General features: G+C 70.8%; 16 protein-coding genes and 1 pseudogene. 4 read left to right on the forward strand and 13 right to left on the reverse strand.

Annotated features, from left to right (window positions below):
* Positions 1 to 39: 39 nt before the first annotated feature.
* The 7 genes from AB0O28_RS21205 to AB0O28_RS21235 all read right to left on the reverse strand — a co-directional run bounded on the left by AB0O28_RS21205 (position 40) and on the right by AB0O28_RS21235 (position 9,425).
* Positions 40 to 1,326, reverse strand: a complete 1,287-nt coding sequence (locus tag AB0O28_RS21205) for an SGNH/GDSL hydrolase family protein (RefSeq protein WP_363642625.1) — start codon at positions 1,324 to 1,326, stop codon at positions 40 to 42.
* A complete protein-coding gene (locus AB0O28_RS21210; protein WP_363642627.1) occupies positions 1,323 to 3,464 on the reverse strand; it encodes an alpha-glucuronidase in 2,142 nt (713 codons plus the stop codon). Before AB0O28_RS21210 ends, AB0O28_RS21205 begins: the two co-directional genes overlap by 4 nt.
* Positions 3,451 to 4,185, reverse strand: coding sequence for a hypothetical protein (locus AB0O28_RS21215; protein WP_363642629.1), 735 nt, complete (start codon positions 4,183 to 4,185; stop codon positions 3,451 to 3,453). The genes AB0O28_RS21210 and AB0O28_RS21215 overlap by 14 nt, the downstream gene beginning before the upstream one ends.
* Entirely contained in the window at positions 4,182 to 5,771 is a 1,590-nt protein-coding gene (locus AB0O28_RS21220) for a hypothetical protein (protein WP_363642631.1), read from the reverse strand. The genes AB0O28_RS21215 and AB0O28_RS21220 overlap by 4 nt, the downstream gene beginning before the upstream one ends.
* 70 nt (positions 5,772 to 5,841) lie before the next feature.
* Positions 5,842 to 7,503 carry an extracellular solute-binding protein gene (locus AB0O28_RS21225; protein WP_363642633.1) on the reverse strand — a complete coding sequence of 554 codons (1,662 nt, stop codon included), beginning with the start codon at positions 7,501 to 7,503 and terminating at the stop codon, positions 5,842 to 5,844.
* Positions 7,504 to 7,563: 60 nt separating this feature from the next.
* On the reverse strand, positions 7,564 to 8,436 hold the full coding sequence (locus AB0O28_RS21230) for a carbohydrate ABC transporter permease (RefSeq protein ID WP_363642635.1): 873 nt from the start codon (positions 8,434 to 8,436) through the stop codon (positions 7,564 to 7,566).
* On the reverse strand, positions 8,433 to 9,425 hold the full coding sequence (locus tag AB0O28_RS21235; RefSeq protein ID WP_363642637.1) for an ABC transporter permease subunit: 993 nt from the start codon (positions 9,423 to 9,425) through the stop codon (positions 8,433 to 8,435). The genes AB0O28_RS21230 and AB0O28_RS21235 overlap by 4 nt, the downstream gene beginning before the upstream one ends.
* 345 nt (positions 9,426 to 9,770) lie before the next feature.
* Between AB0O28_RS21235 and AB0O28_RS21240 the strand changes: the two genes are divergently transcribed.
* Positions 9,771 to 10,763, forward strand: coding sequence for a LacI family DNA-binding transcriptional regulator (locus AB0O28_RS21240; RefSeq protein WP_363642639.1), 993 nt, complete (start codon positions 9,771 to 9,773; stop codon positions 10,761 to 10,763).
* Positions 10,764 to 10,769: 6 nt separating this feature from the next.
* Here the strand turns inward: AB0O28_RS21240 and AB0O28_RS21245 are convergent, their stop codons facing one another.
* The 3 genes and pseudogenes from AB0O28_RS21245 to AB0O28_RS21255 all read right to left on the reverse strand — a co-directional run.
* Complete coding sequence (locus tag AB0O28_RS21245) at positions 10,770 to 10,967, reverse strand: Beta-galactosidase C-terminal domain (RefSeq protein WP_363642641.1); 198 nt, start codon at positions 10,965 to 10,967, stop codon at positions 10,770 to 10,772.
* On the reverse strand, positions 10,964 to 11,224 hold the full coding sequence (locus tag AB0O28_RS21250) for a beta-galactosidase trimerization domain-containing protein (protein WP_363642643.1): 261 nt from the start codon (positions 11,222 to 11,224) through the stop codon (positions 10,964 to 10,966). Before AB0O28_RS21250 ends, AB0O28_RS21245 begins: the two co-directional genes overlap by 4 nt.
* Positions 11,225 to 11,285: 61 nt before the next feature.
* Positions 11,286 to 12,053: pseudogene (locus tag AB0O28_RS21255) on the reverse strand (beta-galactosidase); the annotation flags it as partial.
* Positions 12,054 to 12,938: 885 nt separating this feature from the next.
* On the opposite strand from AB0O28_RS21255, the gene AB0O28_RS21260 reads away from it, so the two are divergent.
* Positions 12,939 to 14,030: an ADP-ribosylglycohydrolase family protein gene (locus tag AB0O28_RS21260; protein WP_363642645.1), complete on the forward strand. Its 1,092-nt coding sequence runs from the start codon at positions 12,939 to 12,941 to the stop codon at positions 14,028 to 14,030.
* Between the two features lie 46 nt (positions 14,031 to 14,076).
* Here AB0O28_RS21260 and AB0O28_RS21265 read toward each other — a convergent pair whose 3' ends face one another.
* Both AB0O28_RS21265 and AB0O28_RS21270 read right to left on the reverse strand, forming a co-directional pair.
* Positions 14,077 to 14,574 carry an HAD domain-containing protein gene (locus AB0O28_RS21265; RefSeq protein ID WP_363642647.1) on the reverse strand — a complete coding sequence of 166 codons (498 nt, stop codon included), beginning with the start codon at positions 14,572 to 14,574 and terminating at the stop codon, positions 14,077 to 14,079.
* A gap of 136 nt (positions 14,575 to 14,710) precedes the next feature.
* Positions 14,711 to 15,232, reverse strand: coding sequence for a TIGR03086 family metal-binding protein (locus AB0O28_RS21270; protein WP_363642649.1), 522 nt, complete (start codon positions 15,230 to 15,232; stop codon positions 14,711 to 14,713).
* Between the two features lie 19 nt (positions 15,233 to 15,251).
* Between AB0O28_RS21270 and AB0O28_RS21275 the strand changes: the two genes are divergently transcribed.
* Positions 15,252 to 15,434, forward strand: coding sequence for a hypothetical protein (locus AB0O28_RS21275; protein WP_363642651.1), 183 nt, complete (start codon positions 15,252 to 15,254; stop codon positions 15,432 to 15,434).
* A gap of 204 nt (positions 15,435 to 15,638) precedes the next feature.
* Here the strand turns inward: AB0O28_RS21275 and AB0O28_RS21280 are convergent, their stop codons facing one another.
* The gene (locus AB0O28_RS21280) at positions 15,639 to 17,267 is read right to left on the reverse strand and encodes a DUF3883 domain-containing protein (RefSeq protein ID WP_363642653.1); all 1,629 of its coding nucleotides are present in this window, start codon (positions 17,265 to 17,267) and stop codon (positions 15,639 to 15,641) included.
* Here AB0O28_RS21280 and AB0O28_RS21285 point away from each other — a divergent pair.
* A complete protein-coding gene (locus AB0O28_RS21285; RefSeq protein ID WP_363642654.1) occupies positions 17,227 to 18,300 on the forward strand; it encodes a hypothetical protein in 1,074 nt (357 codons plus the stop codon). The genes AB0O28_RS21280 and AB0O28_RS21285 overlap by 41 nt on opposite strands.
* Positions 18,301 to 18,318 lie beyond the last annotated feature (18 nt).

An 18,318-nucleotide genomic window follows, 5' to 3' on the forward strand; every position in this document is an offset into this window, starting at 1 on the left:
CAGGACGCCACTTTAGCCGCCGCCGTGTCAGCCGGGCTGTCAGCCGAATCCGAAGCCCGGGGGCAGCGGCTCTCGCAGGAACAGCCCGGCGGGCACGGCGTCGGCGAGCGCCTGGTATCCCGCCGGGCTCAGGTGCAGGTGGTCGCCCACGTCGTAGGCCGCGAGCAGCCGCCGGGGGTCGGCCGGGTCGCGGGCGGCGCGGTCGAAGTCGATCACGGCGTCGAACCGGCCACCGGTCCTGATCCACTGGTTGACCGCCTGCCGGGCCGCCTCCCTGTGCCCCCGGGCGTCGTCGTAGGGCGTGTTGCCGCCGAACGGCGTCAGCGTCGCGCCGTACACCCGGATGCCCCGGGCGTGCGCTCGCGTGACGATCTGGTCGTAGGCGAAGATCAGGTCGTCGGCCACCTGCTTCTGCGCCGCCTCGGTCGCCTCGGCCGTGCCGATGTCGTTCACGCCCTCGAACACGACCAGCCACGCCACCCCGCTGTGCGCGAGCACGTCGCGGTCGAGCCGGGCCAGCAGGTTGGGGCCCAGACCGTCGTCGAGCACGCGGTTGCCCCCGGCCGCCTGGTTGATCACAGCGACTCCGGACGTGCCGCGCAGTGAGTGCAGGCGGTCGGCCAGCCGGTCCGGCCAGCGGTCGTTGCCGTTGGTGGTCGAGCCCCGGCCGTCGCTGAGCGAGTCGCCCACCACCGCCACCGCGGCGGCCGACGGCCCGGCCCACACCTCCAGAGCGCCGAGGACGTACCAGTGGTCGACGGGGGTCGCGCCGGGCAGGTCCGCCGCGCCGACGTGATCGCCCGCCAGCAGGTGGGACGTGGTCCGCGAGCCCGGGTGTGAGGTGATGGAGGTGGAGCGCTGCCCGTCGGCCAGGAAGAGCGTCACGGTCAGGTCGGTCAGGGGCGCGACCTCGAAGTCCAGCGGATCGGAGACCGCCTGCGCCCCGGCGGGAATCCGCACCGGCGCGTCACCGCCGAAGGTCACCGGCCGCACGGTGCCCGGCTGGATCGCGCTCACCCCGGCCCGCCCGCCGGCCGGCAGCGCGACGGTGACCTTCGTGACGGGCAGCGCCGCGCCGCCGAAGGCGTTCGACAGACGCAGCCGGATCCGCTCGCCGCCCACCGACACCCTGATCGTCTGCCGCAGCGTGGTGTCGGCCAGGACCACGTCGTCGCGTGTGAACGGCGAAGGCGGCATGTTCTCCGGCTCGGCGGCCTGCGGCATCGCCGCCCACGTCGGGACCCAGTTCCCGCTCATCTCCGGTACCACGGTGATCTCCCTGGCCATCGGCGCTCTCGGCACGCCGTCCCGTCGTGCGCGCGTCATGGGATGCGGCGCCCCTGAGCGTCGGGTACGCCCGACTTGCGGAAGAAGTAGGCGTTGATCTGGTCACGCCACTCCTCCGCGCAGCGGAGCTGCTCGTCGAAGAGGCCCAGCACCCGGGCGTGCAGACGCTCGTCCACCACACCGGTGCCGGCGAGCTCCGCCCAGTGCCGCCTGGCCTCGGCCACCTGCTCGGCCCCGGCGAAGTGCGTGTCGTAGACGTGCTGGATGACCGTGGACCCGCTGCGCAGCACGTGCCCGTAAGGGACATGGTGGAAGAACAGCAGCAGCTCGTCGGGACAGTCGGCGAGCGACTCGTAGGTCCCCGACCACGGCGGCGGATACTGGCCGGTGAAGCCGGTGCCGGTGGCGCGGGTGCGGTCCACGCCGACGCCGTCCCGGTCGGCGAAGTGATAGGTGCCCCACGGCGTGTACTCGTATCCGTCCACGTCGGGCCCGTAGTGATGCCCGGGGCGGACCATGAACCCGACGCCGAGCGGCGCGGTGTACCGCTCGTAGGTGCGCCAGGAGCCGTCCATGATCGCATGCAGGGTGCGCCGCAGCCGCTCGCTTTCCCCGGTCGCCGCAGGCTCGGTTCCCCCGGTCGCCGCAGGCGCGAAGGTGAGGTCGATCCACTCGTCGAGGATCGCGGCCGGGTCCGCCCACGGCACCCAGGCGAGCCTGCCGAAGGCGTACAGGTTGGCCTGGGCGAGCGGGTGCCCGGTCCAGTACGGGTCGTCGCCCACGTTGGAGACCCCGACGAGCCCGCCGCCGTCGCCGGGCGCCCGGCCGTGCCTGTCCTCCGCTCCGTCCGCCACGTCCGCCGTACCGGCGGCGATGTCGGCCACGGCGGCCCCGTCCGGCCCCCAGGGACGGAAGCCGAGCACCTCGCTCCACATCGGGGCCAGGTAGCAGACGTGCCGCTGCTGGCCGGTGTACTCCTGCGTCACCTGCAGTTCCACGGCCAGGCGGGTGGCGGGCATGGCCGCGATCACCGGCGACACCGGCTCGCGTGTCTGGAAGTCGATCGGGCCGTGCTTCACCTGCACGATCACGTTGTCGCGGAACCGCCCGTCGAGCGGGGCGAAGTGGTCGTGGGCCGCGCGGGCCCGGTCGGTGGTCCGGTCGCGCCAGTCCTGCCGGTGGTTGTACACGAAGGCGCGCCAGTGGACGACCCCGTCGTGAGGCGCCAGCGCCTCGGCGAGCACGTTCGCGCCGTCGGCGTGATCGCGCCCGTACGCGAACGGGCCGGGCTGCCCCTCCGAGTCGGCCTTCACGACGTAGCCGCCGAAGTCGGGGATGGTCTCATAGACCCGCTCGGTGACCCCCGTCCACCACGTGCGCACGTCCTCGTCCAGCGGGTCGGCGGTCGGCGGCCCGCCGAGGACGACGGGCGAGGCGAAGCTCACCGACAGGTGGACCCTGATCCCGTACGGCCGGAGCACGTCGGCGATCGCGGCGACGTCGCCGAGCCGGTCGGTCAGCAGGCGGGCCTCGGTGGCGTGCACGTTCACGTTGTTCACCGAGATCGCGTTCACCCCGCACGCGGCCAGCAGCCGCGCGTAGGCCCGCACCCGGGCCAGGTCGCCGCGCGGCGCGCCGTCCCGCCAGAAGATCGACCCGCCCGCGTAGCCGCGTTCGACCTGGCCCATCACCGGGTGGACGTCGACGTTGTCCCAGTGGTCGAGCATGCGCCGCCGCATCGCCGGCCGGTGGTGCTCGGCCTCCCGCTCGGCGGCGAACGCCCGCTCGCCCAGCCGTACGACGTGGAACAGGCCGTAGAGCAGCCCGGCGGAATCGCCGGCGAGCACCACGGTGACGCCGTCGCGCCGCGCGAGCAGGTATCCCTCGGCGCCGATCACGCGCCCGGCAGGGCCGGCATCGCCCCGGAACTCCGCCAGGACCGCCCCTGCGGCGCCGGGGAGCGACTCCGCAGTGATGAGCGCGAGCACCAGATCGTACGGCCCGTCCTCGGCGCCCCGGCGCACGCGTCCGCCGTACCGGGCGCAGGCCTGCGCCACCTCGTCGTGCACGGTCTCGACGAGGAGCCCGTCGCCGAGCACGAGCGTGCGGCGTGAGCCGACGGCCCGGAACGCCTCGGGCGGCAGCCACGCCGGATGGACGGGATCAGGAATCGTCACGAGGCCTCTCCGTGTCGATCGGTGGCGGGGAATCGCCCCGCACGGTGAACTTCTCCGTGACCTCGGCGATCATCGGCCGGCTGTTCAGCAGCAGCGCCGCGGCGAACACCGAGCCGAGCAGCGCCGGCGCGGCCTCGGTGGCGACCAGCGTGACGCCGGCCGCGACGACGAGGAGGCAGGCGTTGCCCAGCGTGACCCGGGCCGAGGAGAACAGGAAGTAGGCGGCCAGGCGGGCGACGTCCCTCGCCCGGAACGCGAACAGCGATGTGATCACGAGGGCGTTGGCGCCCCAGAGGGCCGCCGCCAGCGCGAGGAGGAGCAGCAGGATCGCCCACCACCCGGGGACGCCCGCCGCGCCGAAGTTCGCGAGCGTCGCTCCGATGACGGCCAGCCACGCCAGCCACGGCGTCCAGAGCTTCAGCACCCCGCGGACGTTCATCCGGTAGCCGCGCAGGAACGCCGCCGCCGGACGCAGGTCCGTCAGGTCCATCCGGCGGTGGTGCACCGCGTACAGCGCGGCGGACAGCGCCGGGCCGGCCGGGAGCAGGCAGGCCGCTGCCAGCGGGACGTTGCCGGCGTCGCGGCCGAGCAGGACGAGCCCGATCAGGCCGGGCACGGTGGTGACCAGCAGCAGGAGCTCGACCACCAGCAGCGTGTAGACCAGCGCGGAGGCGCGTGAGAGCGGGCCCTCGCCGAACCGTCGCATCGTCGTCTCCGTCATGGCGCGACTTCCTCGTCCGAGGTGAGCGGGTCCCGGCCGAGCAGGCGGCGCTCGTCCCACCTGTCCGCCCATGGCGGGGTCTCGTCCACCACGGGCGTGATCTCCAGCAGGGTGACCTCGTGACGGTCGAGGGTGATGTCCAGACGGACGATCCCGTCCTCGACGGGCAGGCCGTGATGGCTGCGGACCGGCTCGGCCGCCTCCCGCAGCGCGTCGAGTTGCCGCGGCCGGGGCGAGGCCGGGCGACCCATCTCGCACCACGCCCGCCAGGCGTTGCCCTTCTCCTCGCTCACCGACGAGCGCAGCAGGAAGGCCGAGCCGGACGGAGACCGGAGCGGCACCGACAGCCGCACGGTGTGCCCGTCGACCGGCGGGCCCCCGGTGACGTCCACCGGCGCCCAGGCCAGCACGGTGACCCGGCCGGCGTCGTCCCGCGTGACCAGATGGTCCCCGCCGCGCGCCAGGATCTCCTCGCCCATGCGCGCCATGAAGGCGTACAGGTGGTAGGCGGGTTTCTTTATCTGACGGTGGGTCAGCAGGCCGAAGCCGCCGTGGAACAGCGACGTCGGCACCCCGGTCTCCTCGAACACGTCGCAGAAGGTCCAGTAGGAGAAGGAGTCCACCAGGTCTCCCCCGGCGGCGAGCACCGGAGCGAGGTAGGCGGCGTGGAAGGCCGTGTCGTGGATCGGGTTGTCGGGCCGGTAGGAGGAGTTGAACTCGGTGATGTGCACGGGCAGGTCCGCCAGCGGGCCGCCCCGCAGCTGCCGCCGGGGCATGGCGAACTGCTCCAGCAGGCGCGACGGCGGCGCCAGCGTCTGGTGCACGCCGAACGGCACGTGCCTGGCCGGGCCGGAGGTGTAGGCGTGCCTGCTGACGAAGTCGATCGGCAGGGACCGCTCGACGACGAACTCGGCGAAGCGCACCAGCCACTCGTCGGAGCCAGGGGAGATGGCCGGGCCGCCGACCCGCAGCGAGGCGTCCACGTCCTTGACGGTGTTCGCGGTCACCTCGTACAGGCGGTGGTAGGCGTCCCGGTCCGCGTCGAGCCAGAACTCCTTGAGGTTGGGCTCGTTCCACACCTCGATCGGCCAGGTGCGCACCTGGTCGAGCCCGTACCGGTCGACCAGGTGCGTCACGGTGGCCCGCACCAGCGCGGCCCACTCCTGCCACGAGCGCGGCGGGGTGATGTTGCCGCGCCACCAGAACACCGTCTCGTCGCCCGAGGCGAGCCCGGAGGGCATGAAGCCCAGCTCCAGGAACGGCTTGATCCCGAGGTCGAGGTAGGCGTCGACCACCTGGTCCACGTAGGTGAACGCGTGCCGTACGTGCCGCTTCCCCTCGTACTCGTACGGCCGGTGGACGCCGACGGCGTCGCTCAGCAGCCCGTGCCCCCGGATGTGCCGGAAGCCGATCTCCCGCTGGACCAGCGCCAGCGACTCCTGGTAGTCCCGGCGCAGGGCCAGGTCGAAGCGGCCGGTGCCGACGCAGAACCGCCAGGCGTCCGGCAATCGCCCCGGAACCTCGCCCGCGGAGACGTCAGCGGGCACGGAGGGGGCGTCGGGCACATCGGGGGCAGGGTCGCGCATCATCGTCCTTCGATCACCGTTCGGAAAGGCGCGCGGCGGCCGTGGGACAGGCACGGCCGGCACGGTCCGGTCAGCCGTGCTCCTTCTTGTACCGCTCGTACGCGCCGTTCACGAGGTTGACGTAGGACGACACGTTCTTCGCCTCGAGCTCCTTGACGTACGCGTCCCACTCGTCGAAGCTCCGCTTGCCGAGGATGAAGCTGAGCATGTTCTGGCTGACGTGGTCCTTGAGCGGGGTCTCCCACAGCGAGGCCTGCTCGCGCTCCTCGTCGGAGAGCGGATGGGGAGGCGCCACCGGCAGCGCCTTCCTGGCGTTCATCGTCTTCTGGAACTCGATCTCCTCCTCGGAGAAGGTCGACTGGAGCAGCTCGGTGCTGCCGCCGTAGGCGAACACGCCGTTGGAGAAGCCGAAGTCCTTCTGCAGGTGCTTGGGCGCGCCGGGGTTGAGGCTGACGAAGTCGACGTCCTTCGCCAGCTGGAACTTGCCGGAGGCGTCCTTCGTGTAGGTGGTGCCCTCGACGCCCCACTTGGCGAACACCTGGCCCTCGTCGGAGTACCAGAGCCAGTCGATGAACTGCATCATCGCGACGAAGTTCTTGCTGTCCCGGGCCTTCTTGGAGATCATGATGCCGTTCTCCAGGCGGGTGGTGTTCGACCCCGCCTTGATCGGGCCGAGCGGCCCGATGGGCACCGGGATCTTGACGAGCCTGGCTTTCGAATTCGCCTTCTCCAGCGGCGGGCGGTACTCGTTGACCAGTGTCTGCGCGTTGGTGCTGATCGCGAAGGACTTGCCGGACACCAGCTTCTGGATCGCCTGCTCGTCCTGCTGTGTGAAGCTCTCCGGGTCGAGCAGCTTCTCCTTCACCAGCGTGTTGAGGAACTGCAGCGCCTGCTTGAACTCGTCCATCGCGCCCACGTAGACGAACTTCTGCGCGGTGGAGTCCCACACGAGGCCGCCGCTCGTGTAGCCCCACCCCCAGGGAGCGCCGTAGCCCGTGCCGAGGTAGTTCATCAGGGCGCCGCCCGTCGTGGAGATGGTCCCCCACCGGTCGGAGAAGGGGTAGGAGTCCGGGTGTTCCTCCTTGATCGCCTTCAGCACGGAGTGCACGTCGTCCCAGGTCTGCGGCACCTGCAGGCCGAGCTTGTCGAGAACGTCGGCGCGCATCGCCAGGGTGTAGTCGACCCAGTAGTCCTCGTGGAGACCGGGAAGCACGTAGAAGCGGCCGTCGGACTGCCGGAGCGTGTCAAGGTCGGGCTGGAGGTTCCACTTGGCGATCTTCTCTTTGAAGTTCGGCATCAGGTCGATGTAGTCGCTGACCGGCAGGACGGCTCCGGATGCGACGAAGGGGGTCTCCTGTCCGGGATAGGTCTTCGGGATGATCATCGGCGCGTCACCGGCGCCGATGAGCAGGCTGCGCTTGTTCTCGTAGTCGCTCAGCGGCACCACGCTCGGCTGCAGCGTCACGTTCGTGCGTTTGGTCAGCTCCGACCAGAACAACCAGTCGTTCTTGATCGGGTAGAACGGGTGGTTGTTGTAGAGGATGCTGAACGACAGCGGCGCCGCCGCCTTGAACTGCTTGCCCGCCGCGTAGTCGGCCATCGCGCCGTCGCGGTTCGCCGCGAAGTCGTCGCCCTTCTTCGCGTCGCCGGAGCCGCCGTCGGTGCTGCAGGCGGCGAGCGCGAGGAACGCTCCCACGGCGACCATCGCCTGGCGCCGGTTGATCTCATACATGGATGGGGGGTCCTTTCCCTGACAGTGGGCTGGGGGGGTGAGAGCGAACGAGAGGCGGGGCTATCCCTTCACCGCGCCGAGCATGACGCCCTTGACGAAGTACCGCTGGACGAAGGGGTAGACCACCAGGATCGGGATGACGGTGAGCACCATCGTCACCGCCTTGATGTTGGTGGCCACGGTCATGTCGGTCGCGTCGGCGCCGACGGAGGTGCCGGTGGTGGCGCCGGCGATGAGGTTGCGCAGGTAGACGGTCACCGGGAACAGGTCGCTCTGGCCCATGTAGAGGAAGGCCGCGAACCACGAGTTCCAGAACGACACGGCGTAGAACAGCACCATCGTCGCGAGGACCGCCTTCGACAGAGGCAGCACGATCCGCAGCAGGATGCCGTAGGTGCTCATGCCGTCGATCGCGGCGGCCTCCTCCAGCTCGGCCGGCAGGCCCTCGAAGAACGCCTTCATCACCAGGAGGTTGAAGACGCTGACCGCGTTCGGCAGCACGATGGCCCAGATGCTGTCCTTGAACCCGAGGCTGGAGATCAGGATGTAGTTGGGGATGAGCCCGCCGGAGAAGAACATCGTGAAGACCGCGATCCCGATGAGGACCTTGCGGCCCTTCAGGTGCTTCTTCGACAGGACGTACGCGTAGCACGTGGTCATGAACATCGCGATGACCGTGGCGACGATCGTGTAGACCACGGTGTTGCGGTAGTTCGTCCAGAACGTCGGGTCGGAGGCGACGAACTCGTACGTCCGGAAGGTGAACCCGACCGGGACGAGGTTCACCTTGCCGGCCCGGATGGCGAACTCGTCACTGAGCGACCGGGCGACGACGTTGACGAAGGGGTAGAGGGTCACGATCACGACGCCGGTCAGGATGACGGCGTTGACCACCCGGAACACCCGGTAGCCCCGGGTCCTGTCGACGGTCACCACAGGCTCGTCCCCACCGTGCGCCGGGAGATCAGGTTCGCGGACAGGACCAGGGTCAGCCCGATCACGGCCTCGAACAGGCCGATCGCGGCGGCGTAGCTGAAGCTGTTGGAGACGATGCCCATCCGGTACAGGTACGTCGAGATCACGTCGGCCGTCGGGTAGGTCAGCGGGTTGTAGAGCAGCAGGATCTTCTCGAAACCGACCGCCATGAACGTGCCGATGTTGAGGATCAGCAGCGTGACCGCGGTCGGCCGGATGCCGGGGAGCGTCACGTGCCAGACCTGCCGCCACCGGCTCGCGCCGTCGATCCTGGCCGCCTCGTACAGCTGCTCGTCGATGGTCGTGAGCGCGGCGAGATAGATGATCGTCCCCCAGCCGACCGTCTGCCACATCTCGGAGGAGACGTAGATCGTCCGGAACCATCCCGCCTCCTGCAGGAACGCGACGGGATCGTCGCCCATCGCGCGCAGGAGCTGGTTGACCGGCCCGTCCACCGACAGCAGCTCCATGACCAGCCCGGCCACGACCACCATCGACAGGAAGTGCGGCAGGTAGGACACCGACTGCACGAACCGCTTGATCCTTTGGCCGCGTAGCTCGTTGATCAGCAGGGCGAGCACGATCGGCGTCGGGAAGCAGAACAGCAGGGTCAGCGCGCCGATGACCACGGTGTTGGTGAAGACCTGCCAGAACGTCGGGTCGTTCAGGAACATCTTCACGTAACGCAGGCCGACCCATTCCTCGCCCAGCACGCTGCCGCCGGGTTCGAACTTCCGGAAGGCGATGACGTTGCCGATCATCGGCAGGTACCGGAAGACCAGGAAGAACAGCAGCGGAAGGATCGCCAGCGAATACAGCTGCCAGTCACGGCGCAGCGCCTGCCGCCAGGTCCGGCGCGGGGGGCGCAGCGCACGGGAGGGACCGGGTCTCGCGCGGCCGGGCTCCCCGGCGTCCGGTGACACGTCGATCGTTCTGGTCGTGCTCATCCCTGTGCCTCCGGTGCCCTGCTCACGCCGACGGCCGCGGCCACCTCTCCGGACGGCCCCGCGAGGGGCTGCGGCACCGCCGTTTCCCCGACGCCGACTGCCGGAAATGCCGGGTGACGCGACAGAAATTTTCGGTGATCCTCAGTAATATTGCGGAAATATAGGCGCAGCCCAGAGCCTCGTCAAGGGGGCAGTCAGCCATCTTCACAAGGGGGTTGATGACCTCATATCCCGGCGTGGTCTTGGGTTATGCCCGACAACTTTCGATGCTAGAGTTTCGCGAAAGTTTCGACAACAATGAGCGGAACGATGCCCAGCCCTTCTCCAGCCTCCGGCCCACGCCCCGTGACGATCGCGTCCATCGCCGAAGAGCTCGGCGTCTCGGTGACCACGGTTTCCAAGGTGCTCAACGGCCGTCCCGACGTCGCCCCCGAGACCCGGGAACGCGTCGAGGCCGGCCTGACGCGCCACCAGTACCGTCGCCGCCTCCGGCGCAGGCCGCTCAAGGGACAGATCGACCTCGTCTTCCACCAGCTGAACTCCATGTGGTCGATGGAGATCATCCGGGGGGTCGACACCGTCGCCGCCGCCGCGCGGATCGAGGTCGTCCTGTCCCAGCTGAAAGGGGCGCACAGGCCGCCGGAGGAGTGGCTGGACGGCGCGCTCGACCATCGGCCTCTCGGCGTGCTGTTCGTCATGTGCAGCCCGTCGCAGTCGCAGCAGCAGAAGCTGCGGCGCGCGCAGGTCCCGTTCGTCGTCGTCGACACCGACGGCGAGATCGCCGAGTCCGTTCCCGTGGTCGGCTCGAACAACTGGGACGGCGGCCTGCTCGCCACCCGTCATCTCCTTGAGCTGGGCCACCGCCGCATCGCGGTCATCTCCGGCCCGAAGGACGTGATGTGCAGCAGGGCACGGGTCGCCGGCTTCCGGGTCGCCCACGACGAGGCGGGGCTCGCCGTCGACCCCGACCTGGTCAGGTACGGCAACTTCTATGTGAACGCCGGATACGAGCACGCCATGGACCTGCTGACGCGCCCCGACCGGCCTACCGCGATCTTCGCCGGGTCGGACCTGCAGGCGCTCGGCGTCCTGCGCGCGGCCCGGCGGCTCGGCCTCGACGTCCCCGGCGAGCTGTCGGTGGTCGGCTACGACAACGTGCCCGTCGCCGACTGGGTCGAGCCCGCCCTCACCACGGTGGGCCAGCCGCTGTGCGACATGGCGACCGTCGCGGCCCAGATGCTGCTCGACCTGGCCCGCGGCGTGGAGCCGGCCACGAGCCGGATCGACCTCGCGAACGAGCTCGTCGTGCGGCAGAGCACGGCCCCGCCGAGGCCCTGACCGCGGTCAGGGCCGCCGCGCCCGGCGGACGACCGCCGCTCCGAGGGCGGGCAGGGTGATCTCCCCCGACACCGGCAGGCCGGTGAGGAGGTCCGTACCCTCGCCTTCGACCGGGACCGCGACGGGCGTGCCGGGGTCGTGGTTGAGGAGGAAGAGATATTCGTGCCGCTCGTCCGTCGGTGAACTGGACGGTGAAGCGCTCACCCGGTGACGGCGGCCACGCCCTCGTCGTCCATCAGGTACGCCTTAGGCACGACCAGCACCTTGTATCCCGAGAGATCGCTGTGCGGCGACACGACGTCGACCGCGTGGGGATGCTCCCACAGCGGGCGGTAGTGCCGCATGACGGAGTCCACGTAGTGGAAGTCGTTGCGGGGCAGGCCCCACAGTTCCTCCAGCCCCCACCAGCCGTTCCAGTCGAACAGGACGGCGACCTCGGCGCGCGTGGTGGTTCCCGCCACGGGTGACAGCAGCCGGGGGTCTCGCGGCCGAGCTCGGTGACCTCGCGGAGGTGCGCGAGTCCGGGCCGGAGTGCGGCAGCATCGCCGAGTGGAAGCGCTCGTGCCCGCCGCGACTGGCCCGCCACTGGAAGGACATGACGGAGTCGGCCCCGCGGGAGACCGCCTGCAGCGAGCCGAGCCGCATCCGGCCGGGCTCCTTGACCACGTTGAGCCTCCACTGGCTGACCGCGCTCGCGGCCTGTTCCATCAGCAGCCAGGGCTGCCCGCCCCTGAGCGACCGGAAAGGTCGAACTGGAAGGCCGACGACACGTGCGCGTCCGGATCGGCGGGGTCGGGGTAGATGCCAGGGCCGCCGCGTCCTCCTCCGGGGCCCATCTCCAATAGTCCGCGTGCCGGTAGAAGCGCATGAAGTTGGTGACGACCGGAATGTCCGCCGCGTGCTCCCGGTAGACCGGCGACGAGGGGTCGTAGTGCATGCGGTTGCCGAAACCGAACGCTCGCCGTCCGCCATGACCGGCAGGACCTCGGGATGCCGCCGGACGAGCCAGGCGGGCGGCGCGGCGGTGGGAGTGGACAGGTCGACCGCGATGCCGTTCTCGTGGAGCAGGTCCATGACCTCGTCGGGCCAGCCGAACTCGTACCTGCCGGGCTCGGGTTCGAGCGACGCCCACGCGAAGACGCCGAGCGACACGAGGTCCACCCTCGCCTCGCGCATGGGCCGGACGTCCTCCCGCCCCACGACCGGATCCCACTGCCCGGGGTTGCAGTCCCCGCCGTACGCCAGGCCGCCCAGGCGCTCCCGGAGGGCCCGCGTGCGAGCGCCCGTCATCCGTCACTCCCCGGTGAGAGGTCGACGCGTCCCCGTCCGCGATCGGCGGGAAGGGCGGAGCCGGCGCACGCGCACCCCTCCGACGGCCTGCGACGTCCGGGTGCCGGGTGACCCCGGGTTACCCGGGGTCACCCGGTGGCCCCCGCTGCCGTGCAGTGCGGGCGATCCGGTTTTAGCCTGAAATCGCCGCCGTAGCCGGCGGTACCGGGCATCCGTCGGGGGAGGACAGCGAAGGAGCCACGACATGGCGAACCGCCTCCTGCTCGCGGAAGCCGCCCCCGGCTACCTCAGCGACGAGCAATGGCACCTGCTCGGCGACGGCTGGCTCGACCGCGCCTTCGCCTACCTCACCGATCACCGACGCTGCCGGGGAGCCCGCCCGCCGCTGGCCCGGATCAAACCTCGTCCCGGCACCGGTCACGCCCCCGCCGCACAAAGCGGAAGCGAGCCAACCTATCGCCTCGCCGACTACCTCGAACAACACGGCAGCGGCATCCGCCGCGCCCTGTCTCCCCCCGCCGCCTTCTGGAACGCGCCGTCCGCCACGCCGCCACGATGGGCGACCACCGCGCTTTCGCTCAGGCCGCCCGCGACCGCGGGAGCAGGCCGGCGACCACGAAGGCGCCGAACGCCTCGCCCGCGCCGCCGCCGACGCCGGCGACAGCACCGCGCTGGACGAGCTGGCCAAGCGGCGAGTGCAGGAGGGAAAGGGGGGCCGGTGGGCGAACTGGCGTCAACGCCGGTCGTGACCCGCTCCCGCTCACCTCGCGTCCAGGCCCCGGTAGGCCGGACAGTCTCCTGCTCGAGATGAGCACCGTTTCCATCTGACCGGCGGCCGTACGACAAGACCGCTACGGTTCGCTTCAGGGGACAAAGGAGATCATCGTGAGCTATGAGGAAATCGTCGACATTTCGTTCGAGGCACGGGTGCGCGGCTGTCTGCTCGGCGGGGCGATCGGTGACGCCCTCGGCGCGCCCGTCGAGTTCGACCCGATCAGCGCCATCCGCCGCGATCACGGCAAGACGGGGCTGACCGACCTCACGCCCGACTGGCGTGGCAGGACCGGCCTGATCACCGACGACACCCAGATGACGCTGTTCACCGCCGAAGGCCTGATCCGCGCCCACGTACGCGTGCGGGAGCGAGGAGCCTGCGATGAGGTGCAGGTGATCCGCCACGCGTACCTGCGTTGGCTCGACACACAGGAGCACCGCGTGCCGCCGCCGGCGGACGATCTCGTGCGCACCGGCCGGCTCCGCGAGCAGGCCTGGCTGTACTCGCGCCGCGCGCCCGGCAACGCCTGCCTGTCCGGGCTGCGCGCCGCTCCCGGCCCGCTCGCCGCCCTCGGCACGCCCGGGCCGGTCAATCCCAATTCCAAGGGCTGCGGGACCGTCATGCGCTCCGCGCCGTTCGGGCTGGCCACCCGCGACGCGGAGGAGGCGTTCACGCTCGCGGCGCGGTGCGCCCAGATCACGCACGGGCACCCCACCGGGTATCTGGCCGCCGGGGCCTTCGCCGCGCTGATCTGCTTGCTGGCCCAGGGCGCCCTGCCCGCGGAGGCCGTACACGACTCCCTCGCGCTGCTCGGCGAGCGGCCCGCGCACGAGGAGACCACCGCCGCGATCGAGGCGGCGGTCGCCCTGGCCGGTACGGCGGAGCCGTCACCGGAGGCGGTGGAGACGCTCGGCGGCGGATGGGTGGCCGAGGAGGCGCTCGCGATCGCGGTCTACTGCGCCCTCGTGAGCGGCGACGACGTCGAGCGGGCGCTGCTGCTGGCGGTCAACCACTCCGGCGACAGCGACTCCACCGGTTCCCTCTGCGGCAACCTCCTCGGCACGGCGTACGGCGAGGCGGCCCTTCCGCAGCGCTGGCTGTCGCCGCTGGAAGGCAGTCAGGCGATCTCCGAACTCGCCGGCGACTTCATCACCGAGTTCACCGGCGGCCGCCTCGCACCCGGCAAGTACCCCGGCTGCTGACCCGTGCCCGGCACACGGCCGGGCCACCCAGTGGAAACGAGCTGACTCACCGGCTCCGAAGCCATCGTTCGAGGGTCGTGAAGTCGTCGTCGGTGAGCCCCCGGTATGACTCCACACGGTGGAGGAGAGCTCGGCCGCGATGGTGCGTGGCGACCCACTCCCTGTCCGCGCCGGTGATCTCGTCGTCGACCCAGGCGAACGGGCGTCCGCCCGCCCAGCTCACCAGGGTCCGGGTCTTCCAGCACAACCCGAACCATCGGTCCTCACGTTCATCTCGGTCGGCCGGCTCCGGCCAGCGCACTACGGGCAGCCGCGGGAGCCCGATTCGGGGTGCTACCTCGGCGTTGGCCTCCTCTTCCCAGGTTGTCGCCCAGACGAGTTCGCAGGGCAGCGCCGCCAGCCGGCTCCCCAGCGTGGCGGTGAGCCGCGCCCAGCGCGCACCGGGTGCAGTACCCCGCGGTGCGCGGTGCGGGTCCTCGCCGAACGGGAGAAGCGGCCCGTCGACGTCGAGGAAGAGCAGCGGGCGTTCGGGCTGAGCGGTCATGCCGGGTCGGCCTTGTCATGTTTCACGAGTACGCCGCGTTCGGAAGCGGGCGCGGCACACACGCGTGCGGCGCCCGGAACGGCCCGACCATCCGCACCGGCCGGCGAGGGCGGGATCGTGACCGCGGCCGGCCGGCTCACGGTCTCCAGGCCGGGTCCCGGCCGATGACGCCGAGCAGACGCCCGAACGGCGGAGCGTCGTCCGGGACCGCGACCGGCGGCCCGAAGGCGCCGCGCTGCCTGCCCATCTCCACCATGTTCTCCGTGAAACTCCGCGCCCGCGAGACGGCCTCGGGGTCCGGCTCGTACTCCTGACCGGTGGCTGTGGCGAGGTCCCAGCCGTGCACGACCATGTCGACGAGGTACATGTGCGCCAGCGTGGTCATCGGCAGGCCCATGGCGGGGCTGGTCCCCTCCCACGCCTCGGGCCGCGACCAGGCGGCCAGCGCACGCTCCGCCCGCTCGGGGAAGTCGCCGGCGTAGGGCCCCTGCTCGATGCGCGGCCCCTTGTGAGCCAGCGACTCGAACAGCTCCGCCACCCACTCGAGGTGGTTGATCAGGTCCCGCACGTCGAACTTCGCGCACGGCGTCGGCAGCCGGAGCTGCTCGCGCCGCACCACCCGCACCAACGCCGCGGTCCGTTCGGTCGCACGCGTCATCAAAGGCATGATCTCTTCCATGTCGGCTATCCTGCCCCGCCCGTCCGAGTCGCGGCTCGTAGAAACGCGACAGCGCGGCTGGATCAACCCGTACGCGGGAGCGTACGTGGAGCACTTCTGGATCGTCACGTGGACCGACCTCGCCGAGCCGTACGAACAGCGCATCATCTCCCACCTCACCGTGAACATGACGATCGCCTAGGACTTCCACCGGATCGCAGGAGTGATCAAGGGCGGCTTCTCCTCCGCGATGCGGAGCCCGACGCCAGGCCGAGCCACCACTCCGGACCTGATCGCGACGACGACCGGTGATCACTCAAACTCGAGATCACCGTCAGTGCACGTGTCCGGGGATCGGCAAACGTTCACATGCGTCGGCCACATCGCCCATGAGCGGCGGCAAGGGTCAGAAGGGCCCGCTGCCGGCGGCCCAGGTTCTCGGCCAGTCGGCGCGGACGCCGGTGGCGGCGAGGTCACCGAGGTCCACGCCGGCGAAGGGATCGGCGATGTACCGCACCTGGTCGTACTCCGGGCCGGCCGTGCTGACGGTGACCAGCGCGAGCCGGTAATGAGGGGCGGCGTTCTTGCCGGTGACGATCTCGTTGTGGGTGACGTAGAAGTCCTCGGCTCCCTCGATCCGCGCCTTGACCTCGATGCGGACGGAGGGGCCGCCGTCGGAGGGCAGGGACAGGATGTCGTAGCCGGGGTTGTTGAACGCCCGCTCCCGCGGCTCCCGGCCGAGAGCACGCTCGGTCGCGAGCACCAGGTCGCCGCCGCGCCGCGCCGCTCGACGGCCTTGGTCTCCCTGGCATGGATGGGGGCGTCGGCTGCGATCTCGGTCTCCACCATGGACAGCGGCAGCACCAGCGCGGCGGTCATGATGCGCGGCGGCTTGGTCGCCAGCTGTGCCTGCTGCTCCAGTAGCGCCAGACGGGTCTCCCGCCGGACCTGGAGGTCCTGCGCCTTGCGGAGAAGACTGTCGGAGCTCTCCTTCGGCCTGATGCCGGCCCGCTCCTTTTCCTGAGCCGCGACCGCCTCGCCGATGAGCCGGTTCGACTCGTGGGCCAGTCGCTCGTCCACCCGCGCCCGGGTCCGTTCGATCTCGGCGAGCCGGCGGGGTGCCACCTCGGCGAGGCGGCGCGGGGCCGGCTGGCCTGACCTGGCCGGCGGCGTCGACGTAGGCGTAGCCGAACCGCCGGGCGATCGACGCCCCGGTGCCGTCGACGACCTCCTCCACGACGCCGGCCAGCAGGTTCGGCTCCTCCACGTCCGCGGAGACCAGGACGGTCCCGCGCTCGAGGATGGGGCGCAGCTGCGTGATGGTGAGCTCGGCGACGGCGTCGTGGAGCGGGTGCCCGGGGGCGAGCAGGTCGGCACGGGGCTTGCCGGGGACGTCGACGCGGTCGAGTTCGAACGTCACCCGCTCGTAGCGGCTGGCGACAGGGCCGTGCTTGGTGACGGCGCGGACCGCCGCGGGAACGTGCGCGATCTCGTAGCGACCGCGCTCACGTCTCGCGAGCCGGCCGCCGAGGCGCTGGAAAGCGAAACGGAAGGCCCACTCGATGTAGTGCGGCTGCAGCCGGCGGGCGCGCGCCTCCTCCATGACGCGCTGCATCTGGGCCAGGTCCGCGTCCGACATGACGTCGTGGGTGAGCGCGCGTTCCTGGAGAAGCTCCTTGAGGCCGTGGGCGACCGAATCGTCGATGACCTGCTCCATCCTGGCCCGGGTTTCGGCGAGGTCGCCGTACCGGATGGCCTCGATCAGCAGCTCGCGCAGCGGTGTCTCGTCGAAGGCCGACCCCAGAACGTCGAAGACCTTGCCGCCGTAGGCCTTGCGCTGCTCCTCGACCTTCTGCAGCAGCCGGCCGAACACCTCCCCCTCGCGAGTGTTGGCGGCCACGAGGTTCCACAGGCGGCACACCTCGGTCTGGCCGATCCGGTGGATGCGGCCGAAACGCTGCTCGATGCGGTTGGGGTTCCACGGGAGGTCGTAGTTGACCATCAGGTGGGCGGGGGCCCGGCGCGACTGCCTCATCCTGGCCCTGACCGTGGAGGACCTCTTCGCCTCCGCGGGACTCCTGCTGCTGTGGAGCAGGGGTTACGTCGAGCCGCTGCATCCGCCGCCCGCGCCCCGGCACATCGTCGCGCAGCAGTTCCTCGCGCTCACCCTGCAGGAGGGGCGGATGGGGGACGCCCTGTGGCCGGACTGGTGGCACGGCCTCGGCCCCTTCCGGGAACCGCAGGCGCGCACGGTGCTCGATCACCTCACCTCCGAGGGCTTCCTCGAGCGCGACGGGGGCGACCTCCTCGTCGGTCCGCACGCCGAGCAGCGCTTCGGACGGAGGAACTTCATAGATCTCACCGCGGTGTTCACGGCTCCGCCGGAGTTCACCGTCCTGCGCGGCAGTGCCGAGATCGGCCGTACGGATCCCGCTCTGCTGACCTCCGCCGTATCGGGGCCGCGTCTTCTGCTGCCGGCGGGCCGCACCTGGGCCGTGGACTGGATCGACTGGAGACGGCGGCGGTGCTTCGTCCAGCCCGTGGAAGGGAGCGGCGGCAAGGCCCGCTGGGCCACGTCCATGTCCGGCGGCGCGTCGTTCGCCCTGTCGCGGGCCATGCGGGACGTCGTTCTCGGCGCCGACCCTCCGGTGAAGCTCACCCGCCGGGCGGCGGCCGGACTGGCACGGGTGCGGGAAGACAGCCGGCACCTCGTCCGCCCCGACGGCACGGTGATCGTGCGTGACGACGGAGACCTCCAGTGGTGGACCTGGGCCGGAAACCGCGCCAACGCCACTCTCAAAGCCACCCTCGGCCCGCTCGCCGATCCGGCGCAGCGCGTCGACGACCAGTACATCCGGGTGAGAAACGACCTGACGGGCACGGGGTGGCGGCAGGATCTCGCAGACAGGCTGAGCCGGCCCGAGGTCGACGAGCGGGCGCTGAACGGCCTGAAGTTCAGTGTGCTGCTGCCTCGTGAGCTCGCCGTCGAGACGCTGGCCTCACGTCTGGCGGACTACCCGGGGGCGACCACCGTACTGTCCGAGCCGGTCAAGCTCTTGGTTCGCTGATTGGGTGCAGAGGAGGGA

This window comes from Microbispora sp. NPDC088329 (assembly GCF_040685655.1).
Taxonomy (GTDB): Bacteria; Actinomycetota; Actinomycetes; order Streptosporangiales; family Streptosporangiaceae; genus Microbispora.